General features: G+C 55.7%; 14 protein-coding genes. 1 reads left to right on the top strand and 13 read right to left on the bottom strand.

Going from position 1 to position 16,390, the window contains the following annotated elements:
• Window positions 1-17 precede the first annotated feature (17 nt).
• The 13 genes from ABC336_RS23400 to ABC336_RS23340 form a co-directional block, all read right to left on the bottom strand.
• Window positions 18-1,688 carry an extracellular solute-binding protein gene (locus tag ABC336_RS23400; protein WP_413240943.1) on the bottom strand — a complete coding sequence of 557 codons (1,671 nt, stop codon included), beginning with the start codon at window positions 1,686-1,688 and terminating at the stop codon, window positions 18-20.
• A complete protein-coding gene (locus ABC336_RS23395) occupies window positions 1,689-3,356 on the bottom strand; it encodes a response regulator (RefSeq protein ID WP_413240942.1) in 1,668 nt (555 codons plus the stop codon).
• Between the two features lie 31 nt (window positions 3,357-3,387).
• Window positions 3,388-5,193, bottom strand: a complete 1,806-nt coding sequence (locus ABC336_RS23390; protein ID WP_413240941.1) for a sensor histidine kinase — start codon at window positions 5,191-5,193, stop codon at window positions 3,388-3,390.
• 51 nt (window positions 5,194-5,244) lie between these two features.
• Window positions 5,245-6,126: a carbohydrate ABC transporter permease gene (locus tag ABC336_RS23385; protein WP_413240940.1), complete on the bottom strand. Its 882-nt coding sequence runs from the start codon at window positions 6,124-6,126 to the stop codon at window positions 5,245-5,247.
• A 28-nt stretch (window positions 6,127-6,154) separates the two neighbouring features.
• Window positions 6,155-7,051, bottom strand: a complete 897-nt coding sequence (locus ABC336_RS23380) for an ABC transporter permease (RefSeq protein WP_413240939.1) — start codon at window positions 7,049-7,051, stop codon at window positions 6,155-6,157.
• 86 nt (window positions 7,052-7,137) lie between these two features.
• Complete coding sequence (locus ABC336_RS23375) at window positions 7,138-8,823, bottom strand: extracellular solute-binding protein (protein WP_413240938.1); 1,686 nt, start codon at window positions 8,821-8,823, stop codon at window positions 7,138-7,140.
• Window positions 8,824-9,127: 304 nt separating this feature from the next.
• The gene (locus tag ABC336_RS23370) at window positions 9,128-9,883 is read right to left on the bottom strand and encodes a hypothetical protein (RefSeq protein ID WP_413240937.1); all 756 of its coding nucleotides are present in this window, start codon (window positions 9,881-9,883) and stop codon (window positions 9,128-9,130) included.
• Complete coding sequence (locus ABC336_RS23365; protein WP_413240936.1) at window positions 9,873-10,427, bottom strand: sigma-70 family RNA polymerase sigma factor; 555 nt, start codon at window positions 10,425-10,427, stop codon at window positions 9,873-9,875. The genes ABC336_RS23370 and ABC336_RS23365 overlap by 11 nt, the downstream gene beginning before the upstream one ends.
• Before the next feature lie 145 nt (window positions 10,428-10,572).
• Complete coding sequence (locus tag ABC336_RS23360) at window positions 10,573-11,583, bottom strand: oxidoreductase (RefSeq protein ID WP_413240935.1); 1,011 nt, start codon at window positions 11,581-11,583, stop codon at window positions 10,573-10,575.
• A 2-nt stretch (window positions 11,584-11,585) separates the two neighbouring features.
• On the bottom strand, window positions 11,586-11,990 hold the full coding sequence (locus ABC336_RS23355) for a MerR family transcriptional regulator (protein WP_413240934.1): 405 nt from the start codon (window positions 11,988-11,990) through the stop codon (window positions 11,586-11,588).
• A 340-nt stretch (window positions 11,991-12,330) separates the two neighbouring features.
• Window positions 12,331-13,230: an aldo/keto reductase gene (locus ABC336_RS23350; RefSeq protein WP_413240933.1), complete on the bottom strand. Its 900-nt coding sequence runs from the start codon at window positions 13,228-13,230 to the stop codon at window positions 12,331-12,333.
• 187 nt (window positions 13,231-13,417) lie between these two features.
• Window positions 13,418-14,719 (bottom strand): copper amine oxidase N-terminal domain-containing protein, encoded by a 1,302-nt coding sequence (locus ABC336_RS23345; RefSeq protein ID WP_413240932.1) that lies wholly within the window; start codon window positions 14,717-14,719, stop codon window positions 13,418-13,420.
• A gap of 134 nt (window positions 14,720-14,853) precedes the next feature.
• Window positions 14,854-15,537, bottom strand: a complete 684-nt coding sequence (locus ABC336_RS23340) for a response regulator transcription factor (RefSeq protein WP_413240931.1) — start codon at window positions 15,535-15,537, stop codon at window positions 14,854-14,856.
• Between the two features lie 464 nt (window positions 15,538-16,001).
• On the opposite strand from ABC336_RS23340, the gene ABC336_RS23335 reads away from it, so the two are divergent.
• Complete coding sequence (locus ABC336_RS23335; protein WP_413240930.1) at window positions 16,002-16,388, top strand: hypothetical protein; 387 nt, start codon at window positions 16,002-16,004, stop codon at window positions 16,386-16,388.
• Window positions 16,389-16,390: the final 2 nt, after the last annotated feature.

Here is a 16,390-nt window from a genome sequence, read left to right as displayed (position 1 = left end):
GTTTTCAACATAAAAAGTCAGGTTGTAACATTCCTATCATTCACCTCTTGCGTGATCTTATCGCCGCCCAGCCGTTTCCAATCGCTCACAAACCGGTCAAACTCCTCGATCGGCTTCTCCCCCATAATGATCTGGATAAAGGTATCGTCCTGCATCCGTTTGAGGGCGGCCAGCTTCTCGGCCATCGTAGCCGTAGCCGCTCCCTGATAGGCATCGTATCTTCCGAGCTGCGCTTGGTCGTACTGATCGATGACCGCATAGGAGCCCGCCGCCCCAAACACAGCTGTCGAGAACCACATCTCCCGGTTGCCCGCTTCATAATCCTTCAGCCTGCCATAGTGTACCCGGGACGGAAACCCCAGCTCGTCGCCATTGCCCGTGCGCAGCGCCTCCTGCACCTCGCGGAATGCCTGGAGATTAACATCGAGCGGATGCACCAGGACGGCCGGATACTTGCCCGGGTCGATCCCGTGCGGTCCCGAGATAAAGGGATTCGGGTCAGGACGGTAATCCATCTCATAGTAGTGGCGCAAGTAAATGTTGGCCAGCTTGACGACCAGCTCCGGATGCGGACTGTCTTTGCGGACCACATAAAAATTGGACGCTGCATCTTGCAGCTGCGGATGCACCGCCTCGCCGCTCAAAGAGACGATCGGATAGGCTCTCCAGGCCGCATCCGGATCGCTTCGCACGCTCTCCCGCTGGATTACCCCGCCGTCGGATACCGTTCCGTACGCCATGCCGAGCCTGCCATCGGCGATCTCTTCTGCCACCTTGGTCCAGGGCGAGAGTGGAAATTCGGCATCAAGCAGACCTGCCGCGTACATCTCGGACAGCTTGAGCAGCGCGACTCTCATCTCTTCCTGGATCGAGCCATAGACCAGCGTACCATCGTCCCTCTCCAGCCAGATCTCCGGATACGCACCGAACCCGTTGAAAAAACCTTTGAGCGAGCCGTGATACATGAACAACTCGTTATTGACGCCGAGCCCGATCGTATCGTCGAGCCCGTTGCCGTCGGGATCGTCATGCGCAAATGCCGACGCAATCCGGATCACATCGTCGATCGTCCGCGGCTCCGGCAGTTCCAGCTTTTCCAGCCAATCCGTACGGATCCACAGCATTTCAGATGTACTGACCCCGCCATTTACCATCATCGAAGGAAGACCCCATACCTTTCCGTCGTAAGTAGCTGCGCGGAGACTTACTCCCTGGTCCTGCTGAAGCAATCGGGCAAGATATGGACTGGCCTGAGTCGCGATGATCTCCGTCAGATCCGCCAATTGACCGGTTTCATGGAGCAGCTGCATCGTCTCTTTGTTCACTCTGGCAAAGTCGGGAAGCTCACCGGCCGCAATGCTGATATTGAGCTTCTGATCGTACTGCAGGGCGTTGACGGTCCACACATTGCGGATCCGAATGCCGTATTCGTCTTCGAATATCCGGGTCCATATATTGTCTTCCAGCGTGTCGCCTTCGGCAAAATTGATATTCTGATCGATAGCCCGCACCGTCGTCGCTTCCACAGGCGGATCATAACGATGAAAAGGATCCTGGCGTTGCTCGGGCACGGGTCGGAGGTCCGCATCATCAGCTGGAGGCAGAGCCGGCGAGTTCCTCTCGCACCCCGCTGCCGCTGCCAGCAGCAGCATTGCCAATAGCAGCGTTCTCGTCCGATTTCCCCACATCTACAGCGCCTCCATCCCCTTGCTGCTCTCCCGGTAGTCTTGCGGTGTCCGCCCTGTCTTCTTGCGGAACAGCCGGGTAAAATAAGCCGGCGATTCCAGACCGACCTCCGCAGCAATATCCTGGATCTTCCGGTCGGTTGTCTTCAGGAGCAGCTTGGCCCGCTGGATGCGGGTATCATTGATATAATCGAGCAGCCCCTTGCCCGTCATCTGCTTGTACAGCCGGGAAAAGTAGGGCGGGCTCAGGTAGACCAGCTCCGCCAGCTTGGTCAGCGACAGCTCTTCGTGCAGAAACCGGTCGATGTACAGATGCACTTTTTTGATCAGCTCATGTGTGTGCTCATCCTGCTTCCGGCTGTTGTGACGGGCCACCTGGGCTCCCAGATCGCGGAAGAAATCAATCATCTCGTGCCAGCCGGCATGGGCGTTCGGATTGTAGATCTTCTCGGGATGAATATGGCCCTCCATCGCCTGCAGCAGCTCGCGCTTGTTCATATAGCTCAGGAAAAAAGCGGAAAGATGCGAGAACAACTCCAGACCGAGCCATTGACCCGCGTCCCCTGCAAAAACAGGCTCATCAAACCGGAACAATTGATCGAACAGCGCCCGGTACGCCTCCTCCCGTCCGTTATCCATATCCGCCTCCAGCAGGTCGAGCTTATGGATACGGGAGCGTACGCGTCCCAGCTCGAGCATCGGCGCGCTCGCGCGCGGGGCGGGCCCGGCCTCCGGCTGCGGCATGCTGACAAGCATCTCTTCCCCGGAGCCCATCCGGAAGGAAAGCTGCAGCTTCAGAGCTTCGATGCGCTCCCCTGCGTCGTCCCAAGCGGTAGGATCCGGCGCAAGCGCAAGCGACAGCGACACCTTCAACAGGCTTTTGCAAGCCGCCTGGATCCGCTCTGCGCAGCTGTTCAGAGCCGATCGGGCTACGTCCATCGACTGGCCTGGCTTCGGCTGCACGAACCAGACGACACGGGTCCGGTCATATTGCAGCGGGAGCATCCTCAGATCTGGCTCGAAATACTCCTCTGCAATATTGTGAATCGAGTAGAACAGCAATACGCGGTCGCCCGGCGCCTGGAACGTGCCCCAGTTGTCGACGAGCCCCAGCGCCATCAGCACCGGCTGCTCGGGATCGAGATCGATCGTCAGCTCCGCGAACCGTTTTTGACGGGCCTGCAGGCTCTCTTCTTCCCCTTGCAGGCACTCGATCAGATAGTCCCGGCGCAGCGAAGGGAGCGCCAGATGGTACTGTTGCCTGGCCTTCTGCAGGATCTGCTCCTCCCCGACTTGCGCCTCGATCTCCTGCACCGCCTTCTTCAAGGCGCGGACGACCGCCTCATCGCCTTCGGTCTTCAGCACATAATCGACGCCACCCCGCCGGATCGCGGATTGCGCATAATCAAAGTCGTTGTAGCCCGTCAGGAAGATGATCCGGCAGCGCGGCCGCAGCGCGAATACTTCATCGGCCAGCTCGATCCCGCTCATGCCGGGCATCCGGATATCGGTAAGCAGAATATCCACCTTGCTCGAATCCAGCTTGTTCAAGGCATCCTTGCCGGAGTAAGCCTTGATGATCTCAAACTCCAGATCAGGCATATCCTCCAGCGCTTCTGCCAGATAATCCACTGCCAATGGCTCATCATCGACAATCATCAAATGATACATGCCGCCGCCTCCTTTCTGTAACGATAGGCCTTCAGACTTCCCCCGCTTCACCGATTGCGAGCGGGATCGTCAGGATTACGAGCAGACCCGCAGGCCGGTTGGCCGCCAGCGTCACGCCGCCGTCCTCGCCATACCGGATCCGGAGCCGGCGGTGTACATTCAACATGCCCGTCACTTCCTCCGCAGACGCCTCGCTCGCGAACGTCCGCGCCCAGGCTTCGAGCATCGATTCCGTCATCCCGACGCCATTGTCCCGCACTTCGATGTGCAGCAGCCGCCTGCCTTCCGGCGACTCGCTGCCGCGCATCCCGATCTCCAGACGGCAGTCGTCCAGCTCCGTATCGAAGCCATGCTGATAGGCGTTCTCGACAATCGGCTGCAGGATCAGCCGGGGGACTGTCACGTCTCCGAAGGCCTCCGGTATCTCCCCGATCTCCACCCGGATGCGGCCGCCCGAACGGATCGATTGAATCTCCGTATAGGAGCGGACATGATTCAGCTCTTCTCCCAGCGGCACCTCTTCTTTGCCGCTGCGGGTAATATATTGATAATAATCGCCCAAGAACTTCGTAAACCGGCTGGCATTGTCCACGTCATGCGCCTTGGTCATCCGATACAGCAGGTAAAAGCTGTTGTACAAGAAATGAGGATTGATCTGCGACTGCAGCTGCTTGAGCTCGGAATGCTGCAAGTGGATGCGATGCTCGTATACCTCATAGATCAGCTTGTTCAAATGCGCCACCATGCCGTTGAATTTCTCGTATAGATAATGAAATTCATCGTTGCTGTGATGGGCAATATGGGTCTGCATCATGCCCGCCTCCACCTTCCTGAACGCGCCTACAAGCTTGCGCAGCGGACGGTGGATAATCCGGTAGATCCAGTAAGCAAAGACGATGATGACCATCAGCGCAAGCGCGGAGATCAGCCACATATACGTACGGTACTGCTCAATCGGTCCCATCACCTCGCGTTCAGGCACATACGCGATGAGGTGGGTATTGAGCAAGTCTGAGCTCAGGTGTACGATCATGTACCGTTCCCCTTGCATCGTCAGCCGCTCGATGCGCGCGCCGGCGTCTGGCGGCTGGTCCTCCGCAGCAGGCTCGGATGCGGGCAGGAGCTGGCTCAACTGCTCACGGATCAGGTCAGAGGAAGCCGTACGCCGCTCGCTGGCGATAACGGTATCATCATGGATCATCATCGCCCCGCCCGTACTATAGCCCGGCAGCTGCTCGAGGAAGCGGTGCAGCTCCGGGATCGACACCTCCAGCTCCAGTATAAAATTAGGATTGCGCGTCTCCAGATTATACGGACTCGGATAATACTCGCGCAGATATAGACGGCCATCCTTCGCAACAAACGGAGGCTCGGCCTGCAAGATATCCGCTTTCAAGCCATCCAGGCTGACCTGATCGAGCTGATCCACCATCATGACGGAAGAGATTACCCGCGACACAGAAGGGATATAGGCCCGGGCTTCGGCAATGTACGCGCTGGAGGCCTTGATCAGGCCGAGCCGGGTCTGCAGACGCTTCATCGCCGAGAGCCTCTCGTACAAGGTCATCCTCTCCACCATCATCGAGAGCGATTCCAGGTCTTCGTCATTCATGAACTCGCGCTGCAGCACGGTCATCCGTTCGATCTCCGTCTCCAGAGACATCAGGTAGAACTGAACCTGCTGCTTCAGGGACTGGGAGATCTCCCGATCCACGGCTTTGGCGCCGCCGTCATTGATGAAAGCGCCGAGCAGGTATAACGGCGTGATCACAACGAGGAAGGCAAGCGCCAGCTTGCTGAAGATCGAGGATCGGATCGCGGGCCAGACCAGTCGCATGGGGGTCGCTCCTTCAGGTGGACGTTATCGTATTGCCTCTATAAATGTATGCTACTCCTTTACGCTGCCAAGGACAATGCCTTTGGTGAAATGCCGTTGCAGGAAAGGATAGACGAGCAGCACCGGCAGCGCGCCGACGAAGAGCTGGGCCGCCCGCGCCGTGCGGTCCGACACCATCGTCAGCAGCTCCATGTCCGTCGAAGAGTTGATAATCGTCTGCATGCCCACGACAACCGTATACAAGTAACTCTGCAGCGGATAATTGTCCGGCGAATTCATGAACAGGATGCCGTCAAACCAGGCATTCCAGTGCATCACGATGGCGAACAGCGTCACGGTCGCGATGGAAGCGGCAGACAGCGGCACGTAGATCCGCCACAGGATCTTCCAGTGTCCGGCTCCGTCGATCAGCGCCGCTTCCTCCAGCTCCTTGGGCAGATTGCGGAAGAAGTTCAGCAGGATGACGACATTGAATACAGGCACTGCGGCATGCAGGACAAGCACCCAGATGGTATCCAGCAAGCCCAGGAACCGCATCGTCATATACATGGGGATGATGCCGCCGCTGAACAGCATCGTAAAGACAAATATCCACACATAGAAGGTTCTCCCCTTCAAGGCCGAAGATTCTTTGGACAAAGGATAAGCGACCATGATGGTCAGCAGCATATTGATCGACACGCCCAGCAGCACGCGCTGGATGGTCACCCCCATCGACGTCAGGAAGGCCGATTGCCCCAAGACGAATTCATAGGATTTCAGGGTGAAATCGACCGGCCAGAGAAAAACCTCGCCTGCCGTCGCCGCCGAGTTGGAGCTGAGCGAGATGGCGAACAGATGGATAAGCGGCATCACGCACAGCAGCGCCAGCACGGTCAGAAATGTATAATTGAATACCTTGAACAAACGATATGCCCACGATTGGCCTATCACTTGGATCCCTCCTTCAAAAGGTGCGATATCAGAAGATGCGGTAATTGGCAAAACGATAGGCCAGGAAATAAGAAACCGAGATCAAAACCAGGGATACGACTGATTTCAGCAGCCCAACCGCTGTCGCCAATCCATATTGCGCTTCGATCATCCCGATCCGGTAGACAAAGGTATCGATGATGTCCCCGCTTTCGTAGACGACCGGGCTGTACAGATTGAACACTTGCTCGAATCCCGCGTTGAGGATGTTGCCGATGCTGAGCGTCGCCATCAGGACGATAATCGGCGTCATGCCCGGAAGCGTGATATGCCACGTCTGCTTCCAACGGTTGGCGCCGTCGACCACAGCCGCCTCATACAGTGCCGGGTTGATCCCCGCGATCGCCGCCAGATAGACGATGGTGCTGAAGCCGAACTCCTTCCATTCATTCGAGATGACCAGGGTGTACGGGAACCACCGGTTATCGCCGAGGAAGAAGATCTTCTCCATGCCCAGCCAGTCGATTACCATGTTCACCGCTCCGCGGCTGGGAGACAAAATATCGATCAAGATACCGCTCAGAATGACCCAGGACAAGAAGTAGGGCAGGTAGATCAGTGTCTGAATCGAGCGCTTATACGCTTCCTTGCGGATCTCGTTCAGCAAGATGGCGATGGTGACCGGAACGATCAGGCCGACGATGATCTTCATCGTCGCAATAAAAATCGTGTTCCAAAGAATCTGGTAGAAGCCGGGAAGCTGAACCATGTAGCGGAAGTTGTCGAGCCCGATCCACTCCGACCCGAACAAGCCCCGGACCGGCATGAAATTCTGAAAGGCAATGACCATGCCTGCCATGGGAATATAACTGAAGATTAGGATAGCGATTAATCCAGGGATAAGCATGAGATGAAGCGGCAGCTGGATGCTCCATTTTTTGAACATTCGGATTCCCTCCGGTAAAAAGACTAGGAGAAGACGAGTCCCCCCGTCTTCTCTTGTGCGCTGTCTATGGACTTGCGATTCGGAACTTAGGAAGCTGCGGCTTCGTTAACTTCTGCTGTGATCTGATCGCCGCCGAGCTTTTTCCAATCTTCAGCAAACTTGTCGAATGCCTCAAGCGGCGCTTGACCCATAATGATCTTGGTGAAGGTTTCTTCCTGCATCTTATCGAGCGAGGCCATCTTGTCGGACATCGTCTTGGTCGCCGCTCCCTGGTATTTATTGTAGATGCCCATACCGTTCTGCTCATAGTAATCAATCACGCTGTACGAGCCCAGCTCGCCGAAGACAATCGTGGAGAACCACATCGTCTCGTCGCCCTCTGCATACTGCGTCAATCGGTCATAATGCACGCTGGCCGGGAAGCCCAACTGACTGCCGTCTCCCGCAGCGAGCGCTTCCTGAACCTGGCGGAACGCATCCAGATTGACATTCAGCGGATCGATCACAACCGGCGGATATTTGCCCGGATAGATGCCGTCATCTCTGGAGATGAAAGGGTTGGGATCCGGCACGTAGCTCGTCAAGTAATAATGCTCCAGATAGATGTTCGCCAGCTTGATCATCGCCTCGGGATGCTTGGCGCCTTTCTTCACGACATAGAAGTTATTGGCCGTATCGCCTAATTGCGGCTGGACCTCGTGGCCATTGGCGCCTACAATCGGATAGATCCGCCACACGGCATCCGGGTTATTCTCCTTGCTGGCTTTATGAATATGTCCGCCGTCGGATACCGTGCCGTAGGCGATGCCCAGCCGGTCGGCTGCGATCTCTTCCGCCAGCTTGTTCCAAGGTTTGACTGTGAATTCCTGATCAATCACACCATCCGCATACATCTCCCTGAGCTGCGCGAGCGCCTCTTTGACCTCCGGCTGGATCGAGCCGTAGACCAGTTGGCCGCCCTCACCCTCCAGCCACATGTTCGGATAAGCATTGAAGCCGTTGAAGAAGCCCTTCACCGTGCCGTGGCCCTGGAACAGTTCATTGTTCAAGCCCAGTCCTGTCGTGTCATGCTTGCCGTTGCCGTCCGGATCTTCCTTGGCAAAGGCTGTCGCGATCCGCACGACATCCTCGATCGTCTTGGGCTCGGGCAGATTCAGCTTCTGCAGCCAGTCATAGCGGAGATAGATCATCTCTCCCGTGCTCACGCCGCCATTGACCATCATCTGCGGGATACCGACCAGTTGACCGTCAAAGGTAGCTGTGCTCAAGGCGGCTCCCTGGTCCTGGTCCAGCAGCTCCTTCAGATAGTCGCTTCCGTAATCCTCCAGCAGTCCTGAGAGATCCTCCAGCTGATCCGATTCATACATCCGCAGCATCTCTTCTTTATTGACGACCATGAAGTCGGGGATATCGCCGGAGGCAATCGAGATATTCAGCTTCTGGCGGTATTGGGACTCGTCGACAACCCACATATTTTTCACTTCGATCCCGTATTCGTCTCTGAAGATATCCGTCCAGATGTTGTCGTCGATCGATTTTCCGGGATCGTACTTGAAGGCCTGGTTTACGAAACGCACCGTGGACACTTCGATCGGCGGATCGTATTTGCCCAGCGGCTCCGCCGGCGCATGATTGGCGGCGGGCGGGTCGGCCGGCTGCCCGTTGGTCCCTGTGTTGGAGCCGTTATCATTATTGCCCGTGGAGCATGCTCCGAGTACAAGCACGGTTGACAAGAGAAGCGCCGTTGCGCTCAAGCCTGTTTTTTTATTCATCTGTTTCCCCTCGTTTCACAATGTATTATCGTCTGCATCTTGATTATAAAAGCCGCCGCAGCCGCCCGAAACGGGACATTTTTGCGGTTCTTGCCTAATATTAAGGACTTGCTCTGAGCGTAGGAAGGCGCCGACTCCGACTTGCCACGTGAACTCGATTTTTCATATTCCTGAAATAAGGTTGAAATTTCATATTCGTTGGACTACCTAAACTCCTAAACAACAACAAAAAAAGCCGGACCCGCGTTCCCCCTGATGGGGAAGCTTGGGTCCGACTCATGCAGACTAGAGATCAGCCTGCTCTTCACGCTAGCGTGGAACTCGCCAGCGCTGTCGCTTGCGCTTCGTTGATCGTGCCTACAATACTGTACTGGATATCGCCAACCTTCCAGAACAGCTCGGTCAGCGTCGGCTGCGCGTAGATCATTCCTTCTGCGTCGCCGAGATCGATGGCGCTGAACAGGTCGCCGGGATACACAGCATCCTGCTTGTCGACGCTGAACGTCAGGTAGCCGTCCTCGCCGCTCTCATACTGGAAATGTACGCGCAGGGGCGATTCCCCCGGGTACCCTACCGCGGCGATCTCGACGAGCTCATAGCCTTCAGGCATAGCCTCCGGCAGCCGGATCGGCTCGCCGAACTTCTCCTCCGCTTCCTCCAGCGAGCCGACCTGCTCCGTGACGAGCGGCGACAGCTCGCTGCTTCCTGGATCCACTATGCCGCCGCTGGTGCCGGGGTCTGGAGGCTGCGTGCCCGGAACGGTAATCTCAGTCCCAGGCAAGGGGATCGGATTGTTGCTCAGGAAGAGCGGGATTCCGATGCCCAGCATCAGCGCTGCCGCGACCGCTCCGCTCACCAGCCGTTTGCGGCCGGATGTCCACCAGTTCGTCCGTACTTGTACCGTTTCAGTTTGTTGAATCATATCCATCCACTCCTTTTTTTTATCGTTGTCAAGCGCCAGTCCATCGAACAGATGCGCATCGAGCTCTTCCTTGAACAGCCTGCCCATCGCCTCGTCTTCTGCCGGTCTGGGCTTTGTTGTGTTACTGTCATCGACCATCGCTCGCCACCTCCTCCTTCAACTTCTGCGCCAGCTGCTCGCGCGCCCGGTGCAGTCTGCCGCGCACGGTCCCCTCTGGTACGCCAGTCGCTTCAGCGATTTCTGTCGTTGTGAAGTCCAGATAATAATAGAGATACAGCACTTCCCTGTACGCTAGCGACAATCTCGCCAGCTGCTGCAAGAGCTCGCTTCGGCCCAGCCGGGCCATCGCTTCTTCTTCCACGCTGCCTGTGCGGTTTAGAGCCAGCAGCCCCGGGTCTGTCGGCTGCTCAGAAGCGGAGCGGAGCGCTGTCTTGTCGCGGCACAGATTGAGCGTGATTCGGGTCAGCCAGGTGAGCACCTTGCTGCCGCCTCTGAATCCTCGCCAGTTGCGATAAGCTCTCAGGAACACCTCCTGGCTGATATCCTCGGCCAGATGCCGATCCCCTGTATAGAAATAAGCGGTCCGCAGCACATCGCTGCCATGCGCATCCATCATCTGTTGCAATGCCCGGGCTGGGTCGTCCGGGTAGTTCTCTCTTTGGTCTGAGCCGGCCGGCTTCATCGGATAACCACCTCCACCCTATTAGACGGACCAGCGGCAGGATCCGCTACATATGTTTAGATTAACTTTATGATTCCCGTTCCACTTAGCAGCAAAAAACCTCCACCTCGCTTATACGGCAGGGATGGAGGTTTTGTACATTGGTTCAGATATCGAAGGAAACGCCGGTCAACGCTTCGCTAAGCGACCACAGCTGCGCGGCAGCCTGTCCGTCGGCAGCCCAGTAGCTGACGCCGGGCAGGTTATGATCGCGGACACCATCTATGGAAGATAACAGTGGCGCGATATCGATATTTTGGCAATAGACGCCGCCCTTCCCCTCAAGCTGGCTGCTAGTCGCGCACCAGACGATCGTAGCCGCGCCTTCGGGCACCGTCTTGCGCTCCTCTGTGGTTTCGCTGTAAGCTCGCCGTCCCTCTTCATCCAAAGCTCCCATCTCTCGCATCTCTTCGTCGGACAAATGACGGGAGAGATCGGTAACTATGGAGCCGGGGTGCACCGAGAAAGCACGCACGCCATGGGATTTTGCTCGTCTATCCAGCTCCAGGGCCAATAACGCATTCGCCGTTTTGGACTGTCCATAGGCTTCCCATTTGTCATAGGGACGATCCCTGTAGTTCGGATCCTCAAAATGAATCGGGCTCAACCGGTGCGCTCCCGAAGATACCGAGATCACCCTTGCCTCGCCTGCAAGCTGCAATGCCGGCCACAACCGCGCTGTGAGCTGGAAGTGGCCCAGATGATTGGTGGCGAACTGAAGCTCATAGCCTCTATTGTCGCGCTGCTCCGGGATCGCCATAATGCCTGCGTTGTTGATCAACATATGCAGCGGTCGGCCCGACTCCAGGAATCTGTTGGAGAAAGCATCAATAGAATGCGGATCAGATAGATCTAGTCTCTCCAGTTCCGCTCCCGGGATGGTGGCTGCCACGGCTGCTGCTTTTTCCGGTGACCGCACCGGAATGATCACATGAGCGCCCGCTTCCGCAAGAACGCGCGAAACTTCCAGGCCGAGTCCGGAGTAGCCTCCGGTGACAAGCGCCGTTTTTCCGCTCAGTTTGGTTGCTCCCAATATATCGCTGGCCGTCGTACGCGGCCCATAGCCGGAATGCAGAGGCTGCTGCTGGGTTTGTGCTGTATTGGATTGTAAGTTCAACACTATCTCTCCTTCGATTCACCGTCTTTGATGTCCTGAAAGTGCTCCAGCTTGTAGCGAATGAGGTTCAATGTCTCCTGCAAATCGGCCATCTGGGTCTCGATCGCTTGTCTATGCTCGTCGAGCAAAGCGTAGCATTGTGCTTCATCCTGCGCATTATAGCTGTTTACATAGTTCCGAATCTTCTTCAGCGGCATATGTGTCCGCTTGAGGTGGGTAAGGAATCTGACTTTTCCGATATCCCGCTCGCTGTACCTCCGCTGCGATCCGCTCCCGCGAACAGGCGATTCGATCAAGCCGATTTTCTCGTAGTAGCGCAACGTATCTGCAGTAAGGCCGGTAAGGGCCGCCGCTTCGGATATGGTCAGGCTCCCGCCGCTTTCATTCAGGTTTCCATGCTCTTTCATCCGCGCCCTCCCTTCGCTTCGTTTTGCCTCGCAATTGAAGATTACGCCCTGGAGCATACTCCAAGTCAAGCCGTTTTTAATGATCATCAAAAGGAGTCGGGCGATTTGATGCCCGGCTCCTTTGCTAGTGTATATGTCGTTTTCTTTTGCTGACCGACGGCGTGGAAGTCCGCCCATGGCCTAATGGACACGAATAATCGTATTCGTTTGACCACTTTTGCTCAAATAACTGCAACGAGCTCGAAAAATCGTGTTCATTGGACCGATTTCAGTTTTTTTACGCAAACGAGTATGAATTTTCATGTTCATCCAGAGCTATTCCGTTCCCGCATCCAGCATATTAGGTCTTGCCCGCCCAGGCCGGCTCGCGCCGCTCCTGCCAGCGCGCCCGGATCCGTTCCAACTGCTCCCGCTCCAGCGGCCCCTTGCCAGCATCCTGCAGATTGTCCCGGAGATGTTCCATATTGGTCGTGCCGACGATCGCGATGTCCGCATGCGCCAGCGTGAAGCGGAGCGCGGTGCCGATCGCAGCCTTCGGGTCCTCCCCGATAAAGCCGAAGTCCAGCTTGTCCAGCCGCTTTTCGTATTCATCCGGCCGGTTAACCGCGTCCTGGGGGCGCTTCCAGACAACATTGGCAACCGGCCGCTTGGCGATGATGCCGAGCTCCCGCTGTCTCGCCTCGCTCAGGAACAGATCAAGCGCCTCCTGATCCGCGATGTTGATCGATGTCTGCAGCGTATCGAATACACCGGTCTCCACCGCGTAGAGGGCATCTGTACTATCGCCGCTGTAGCCGATGTAACGGGTCAGACCGGCAGCCCGCGCTTTTTGCAGCTCCTCGATCAGCCCGCCCTGTCTGAGGATTGCCTCGGAGCAGCTATGGATCTGGACGAGATCGACATAGTCGGTCTTCATCCGTTTCAGACTGCGCTCGATGCTCGGCCGCACCGCCCGTGGATCCCAATCCGGATAATCGAGACCCACCGACTGCGCCTCGCCGCACTTCGTAAATAGATAATAGGAGTCCCGGCGGTCCGATATCGCCTTGCCGATTAGCTCTTCACTGTTGTTGTAGGTCGAAGCCGTGTCCACCACATTGATTCCCGTATCCAGCACTTCCTGAAGCAACCGGATCGCCTCCTGCTCAGGCAGATCGGTGATGCCGATCTCGGCCGCCCCAAATCCGAGTGCCGTCACCTCCATGTCCGTCCTGCCGAACTTGCGCTTTTCAAGTTTCATGAAACCTGCCTCCTTATGTCTAGGATTATTTCCTATTACCCCTCTTTTACTCTTGCGGACCAGTTTTTCTGAAGTGACGCCGCCTAAGTGGCAGTAAAAAATTATCCCCACAAAGCCCAGGAAACTTATAAATGAAGTAAAAAAAAGCTGATCGCCAATAGCGAAAAGCTTTTTTTGCTGTAAGGTACTACGATTTCAAATGAAAACTGCGGTTGCCTATCTGGACGTATACCCGTCCATCGTCGCGAGGCGGCTGGACCGCATACACAAAGCGCTCTGTTCGTCCGTCATCATAGGTCAATGTTATGGTGTTGCGGTTAATCGCATAGCGGCCGGATACGCTCTCTTCGGAAGAGACGCTGTCCGTGCGGGCGACTCCCGTATTCAGCGAGGCTATCGAGGAGCTGTCGCTCTCGAAACGCCCGTCGCTATAAAACTTGATCGTATCGGTCCACGAACTCGAGAAGGGAGTAATGCCCACCAGTCCATGATAGCCTTGTGAGATATACTCTCCATTCATGCGGGTCCCCTCAGGCATCGGGCTTACCGGACGCAGCCGGACCTCGTCGATCTCCAGCATCCCGTCGTCTGTCAGGCCGATCGTCAGCGCTTCTTGTCCTTCAATCACAAGCTGCCCATTCTTGATCGCATACGTGCGGCACTTATCTACCTTGCAGTCGACGGTCTCTGGGCCACCGCCCGCAATCTCCCCCACGACCACGCGGTTGTCGGGCAGGAAGGTATAGAACACCCAGCATATCCCGCCGCACTCATAGCCGCCATAATCATAGGCTCCGCCGTAATACATACCGGTCAATGCATTCAGATTAACTTTGGCCGACGTACCCGGCTGTGCCGGAGGCACTGGCGTCTGCGGCTGGTTTGCCTCTTCCGCTCGCTGGGCAGCATGCTCCGCATTGCGTTTGGCCTGCTCCTCCACCAGTAATGCCTTGACCAGCTCTATCGTGACCCCATTGTCTTCCATCCAATCTGCTGTCACAATAACAATCGAGCGGCCGACAGGATCCCAGTGCACGTATGCGCCTGTGGATTCGCCAATAAACCGCAAAGGGACCATCACATGACCCTCATGGTTGACGGCGGGTACCTGCAAGGCGATCGCCCTGCCGTTGACCGTCGCCGTCTCTTCGCCTGGTTTGAGCTCCAGCGTCACCCCGTCCCTCTTGGCGCTAACCTGCCGGGAGACTGCATTCCACGAGACATCCATGCCCAGTCCCTCAAACAGCGGGCGCATCTGCACCAGTGTAGTTCCTTGATGATTTAATGGATCTACCACAAAAGCAACCGGGTCTTCATCTACGTTGAAGAACACAGTGATTCTCTCCTCCACACGATCCGCGCGCGCCTCAGACGCACCAATCACTAACACTGCTGCCACCACAATTGCTGCGCACAAGGCTAAAATTCTGCGGGTATGCACGCTGCTGTCCGAGATGAGGCTCGTTTTTTTCCAACGTATAGAAATCATTCAAACCCTCCTTCGCTCTAAATCGTCCTCGCTTTTATTAGTTTACTTTTCCTTTCCAAATGCAACCAGCGTCTTCCTTCTCAATAAAAAGGGACTATGTTCACAAAAAAACTTCGGGCTCATTCGGAACACGGTCAGTCTCTCATGATCTCAAGCTTGTAGCCGATCCCCCTCACCGTGAGTATCGCAAACCCTCCGGCCTGTCCATGTCCGCCGAACCGCTTGCGGAGCCGCTTGATATGGACATCCACCGTCCGCTCGTCCCCGACGTAGTCGGATCCCCAGACAAGACAGATCAACTCGTCTCTGGAGAACAGCCTTCCCGGATACTGGGCAAGCTGGGCCAGCAGTTCAAATTCTTTCATCGGCAGCAGCAGCACACGGTCTCCGTCCGTCACCTCATAATTGATGCGATCAATTATGAGACGGCCAAGCCGGATTTTGTCATGGGATGCCAGCGAGTAGCGGCGGAACAGCGCCTTGATACGATACAGCAGCTCCTGCGGCTCCACCGGCTTGGTGACGTAGTCGTCGGTCCCGCTCAAATAGCCTTGCACCTTGTCGCTGAGCTGACTTTTTGCCGACAGCAATATGATCGGAATATCGTAATTTCTCCGGATATGCTCACATAAAGTGAACCCGTCCACTTCGGGCATGATAATGTCCGTTATTGCCAGATCCACGGCATGCGCCTTCAGCAGACTCATCGCTTCGCGGCCGTTTTTGGCCTCCAGTACCCGAAAACCTTCCATCGTCATATAATGACCCAGCAATGACCGGATATCGGCGTCATCGTCTGTGATGAGCAGCTGCTTCATTGGCAAGGCACCACTTCATTGCAATTCATCTCTTCCTCATCCTTCCTTAAGCAAGTTCCCTTCCGGAAAACAATTTATGTAGATGATAATGATAATTATTATCACATATATAATTTACCAGTTTATTTGCGTGCCTATCAACCTTTTTTTGAAGGCGGGGCCACTGTGCTTATCGAAGAACTTTTTTTATAGGGAGGCATGTCATCCATTTTGTAATTTTTTGTTCATACTCTGTTCACAATCGATGTGTACGATAAATTTGCGAAGACGATGTACACGTCTCCGCCCTGACGAAGTCATGAATCGGCAGGCGGCATGAAACACCGGTGTAGCTTACAACTCTCCCAAGAAGGTCAGACGTTAAAGGTAAATTTTTTTAAGTCGTTACTGATAATGATTATCATTATCTTGTGAAGTCCGAGCTCTGACAAGTCAAATACCCGAATATGAGGAGATGAAAAGTAATGGCACAATCGATGAAACGCACACTGACAATCATGCTCGCTCTGACGATCATGGTACTGGGCATGGCTGCTTCGGCATTTGCCAACCCTTATAACGACTACAACTACACCTTCCACTATGATGGTACCTACCATGCCCATTCGAGCGGCTACATTGCCGGCGACGCAGTGGTATCCGGCAGCAACGTCACGATCGTGCTGTCCGGCAACTACTTTCCGGAGATTGAAGTCGGCGGCATCAGTTACAGCGGCAGCTATAATCCTGCGACTGATCTGACCACCTTCACTTTCCCGGGCAGTTCATCCTCTGACATTGAGCTTTCGCTGCACGTCGTCGTCGCCCCTTGGCATGACGCCTGGTACGATCTGACCCTTGTGTGGGGTTAAGC

This window comes from Paenibacillus jepli, from assembly GCF_047238105.1.
Lineage (GTDB): Bacteria > Bacillota > Bacilli > Paenibacillales > Paenibacillaceae > Paenibacillus_D.
The sequence above is the reverse complement of the archived record's forward strand: the minus strand, read 5'-3'. Positions and strand labels throughout refer to the sequence as shown.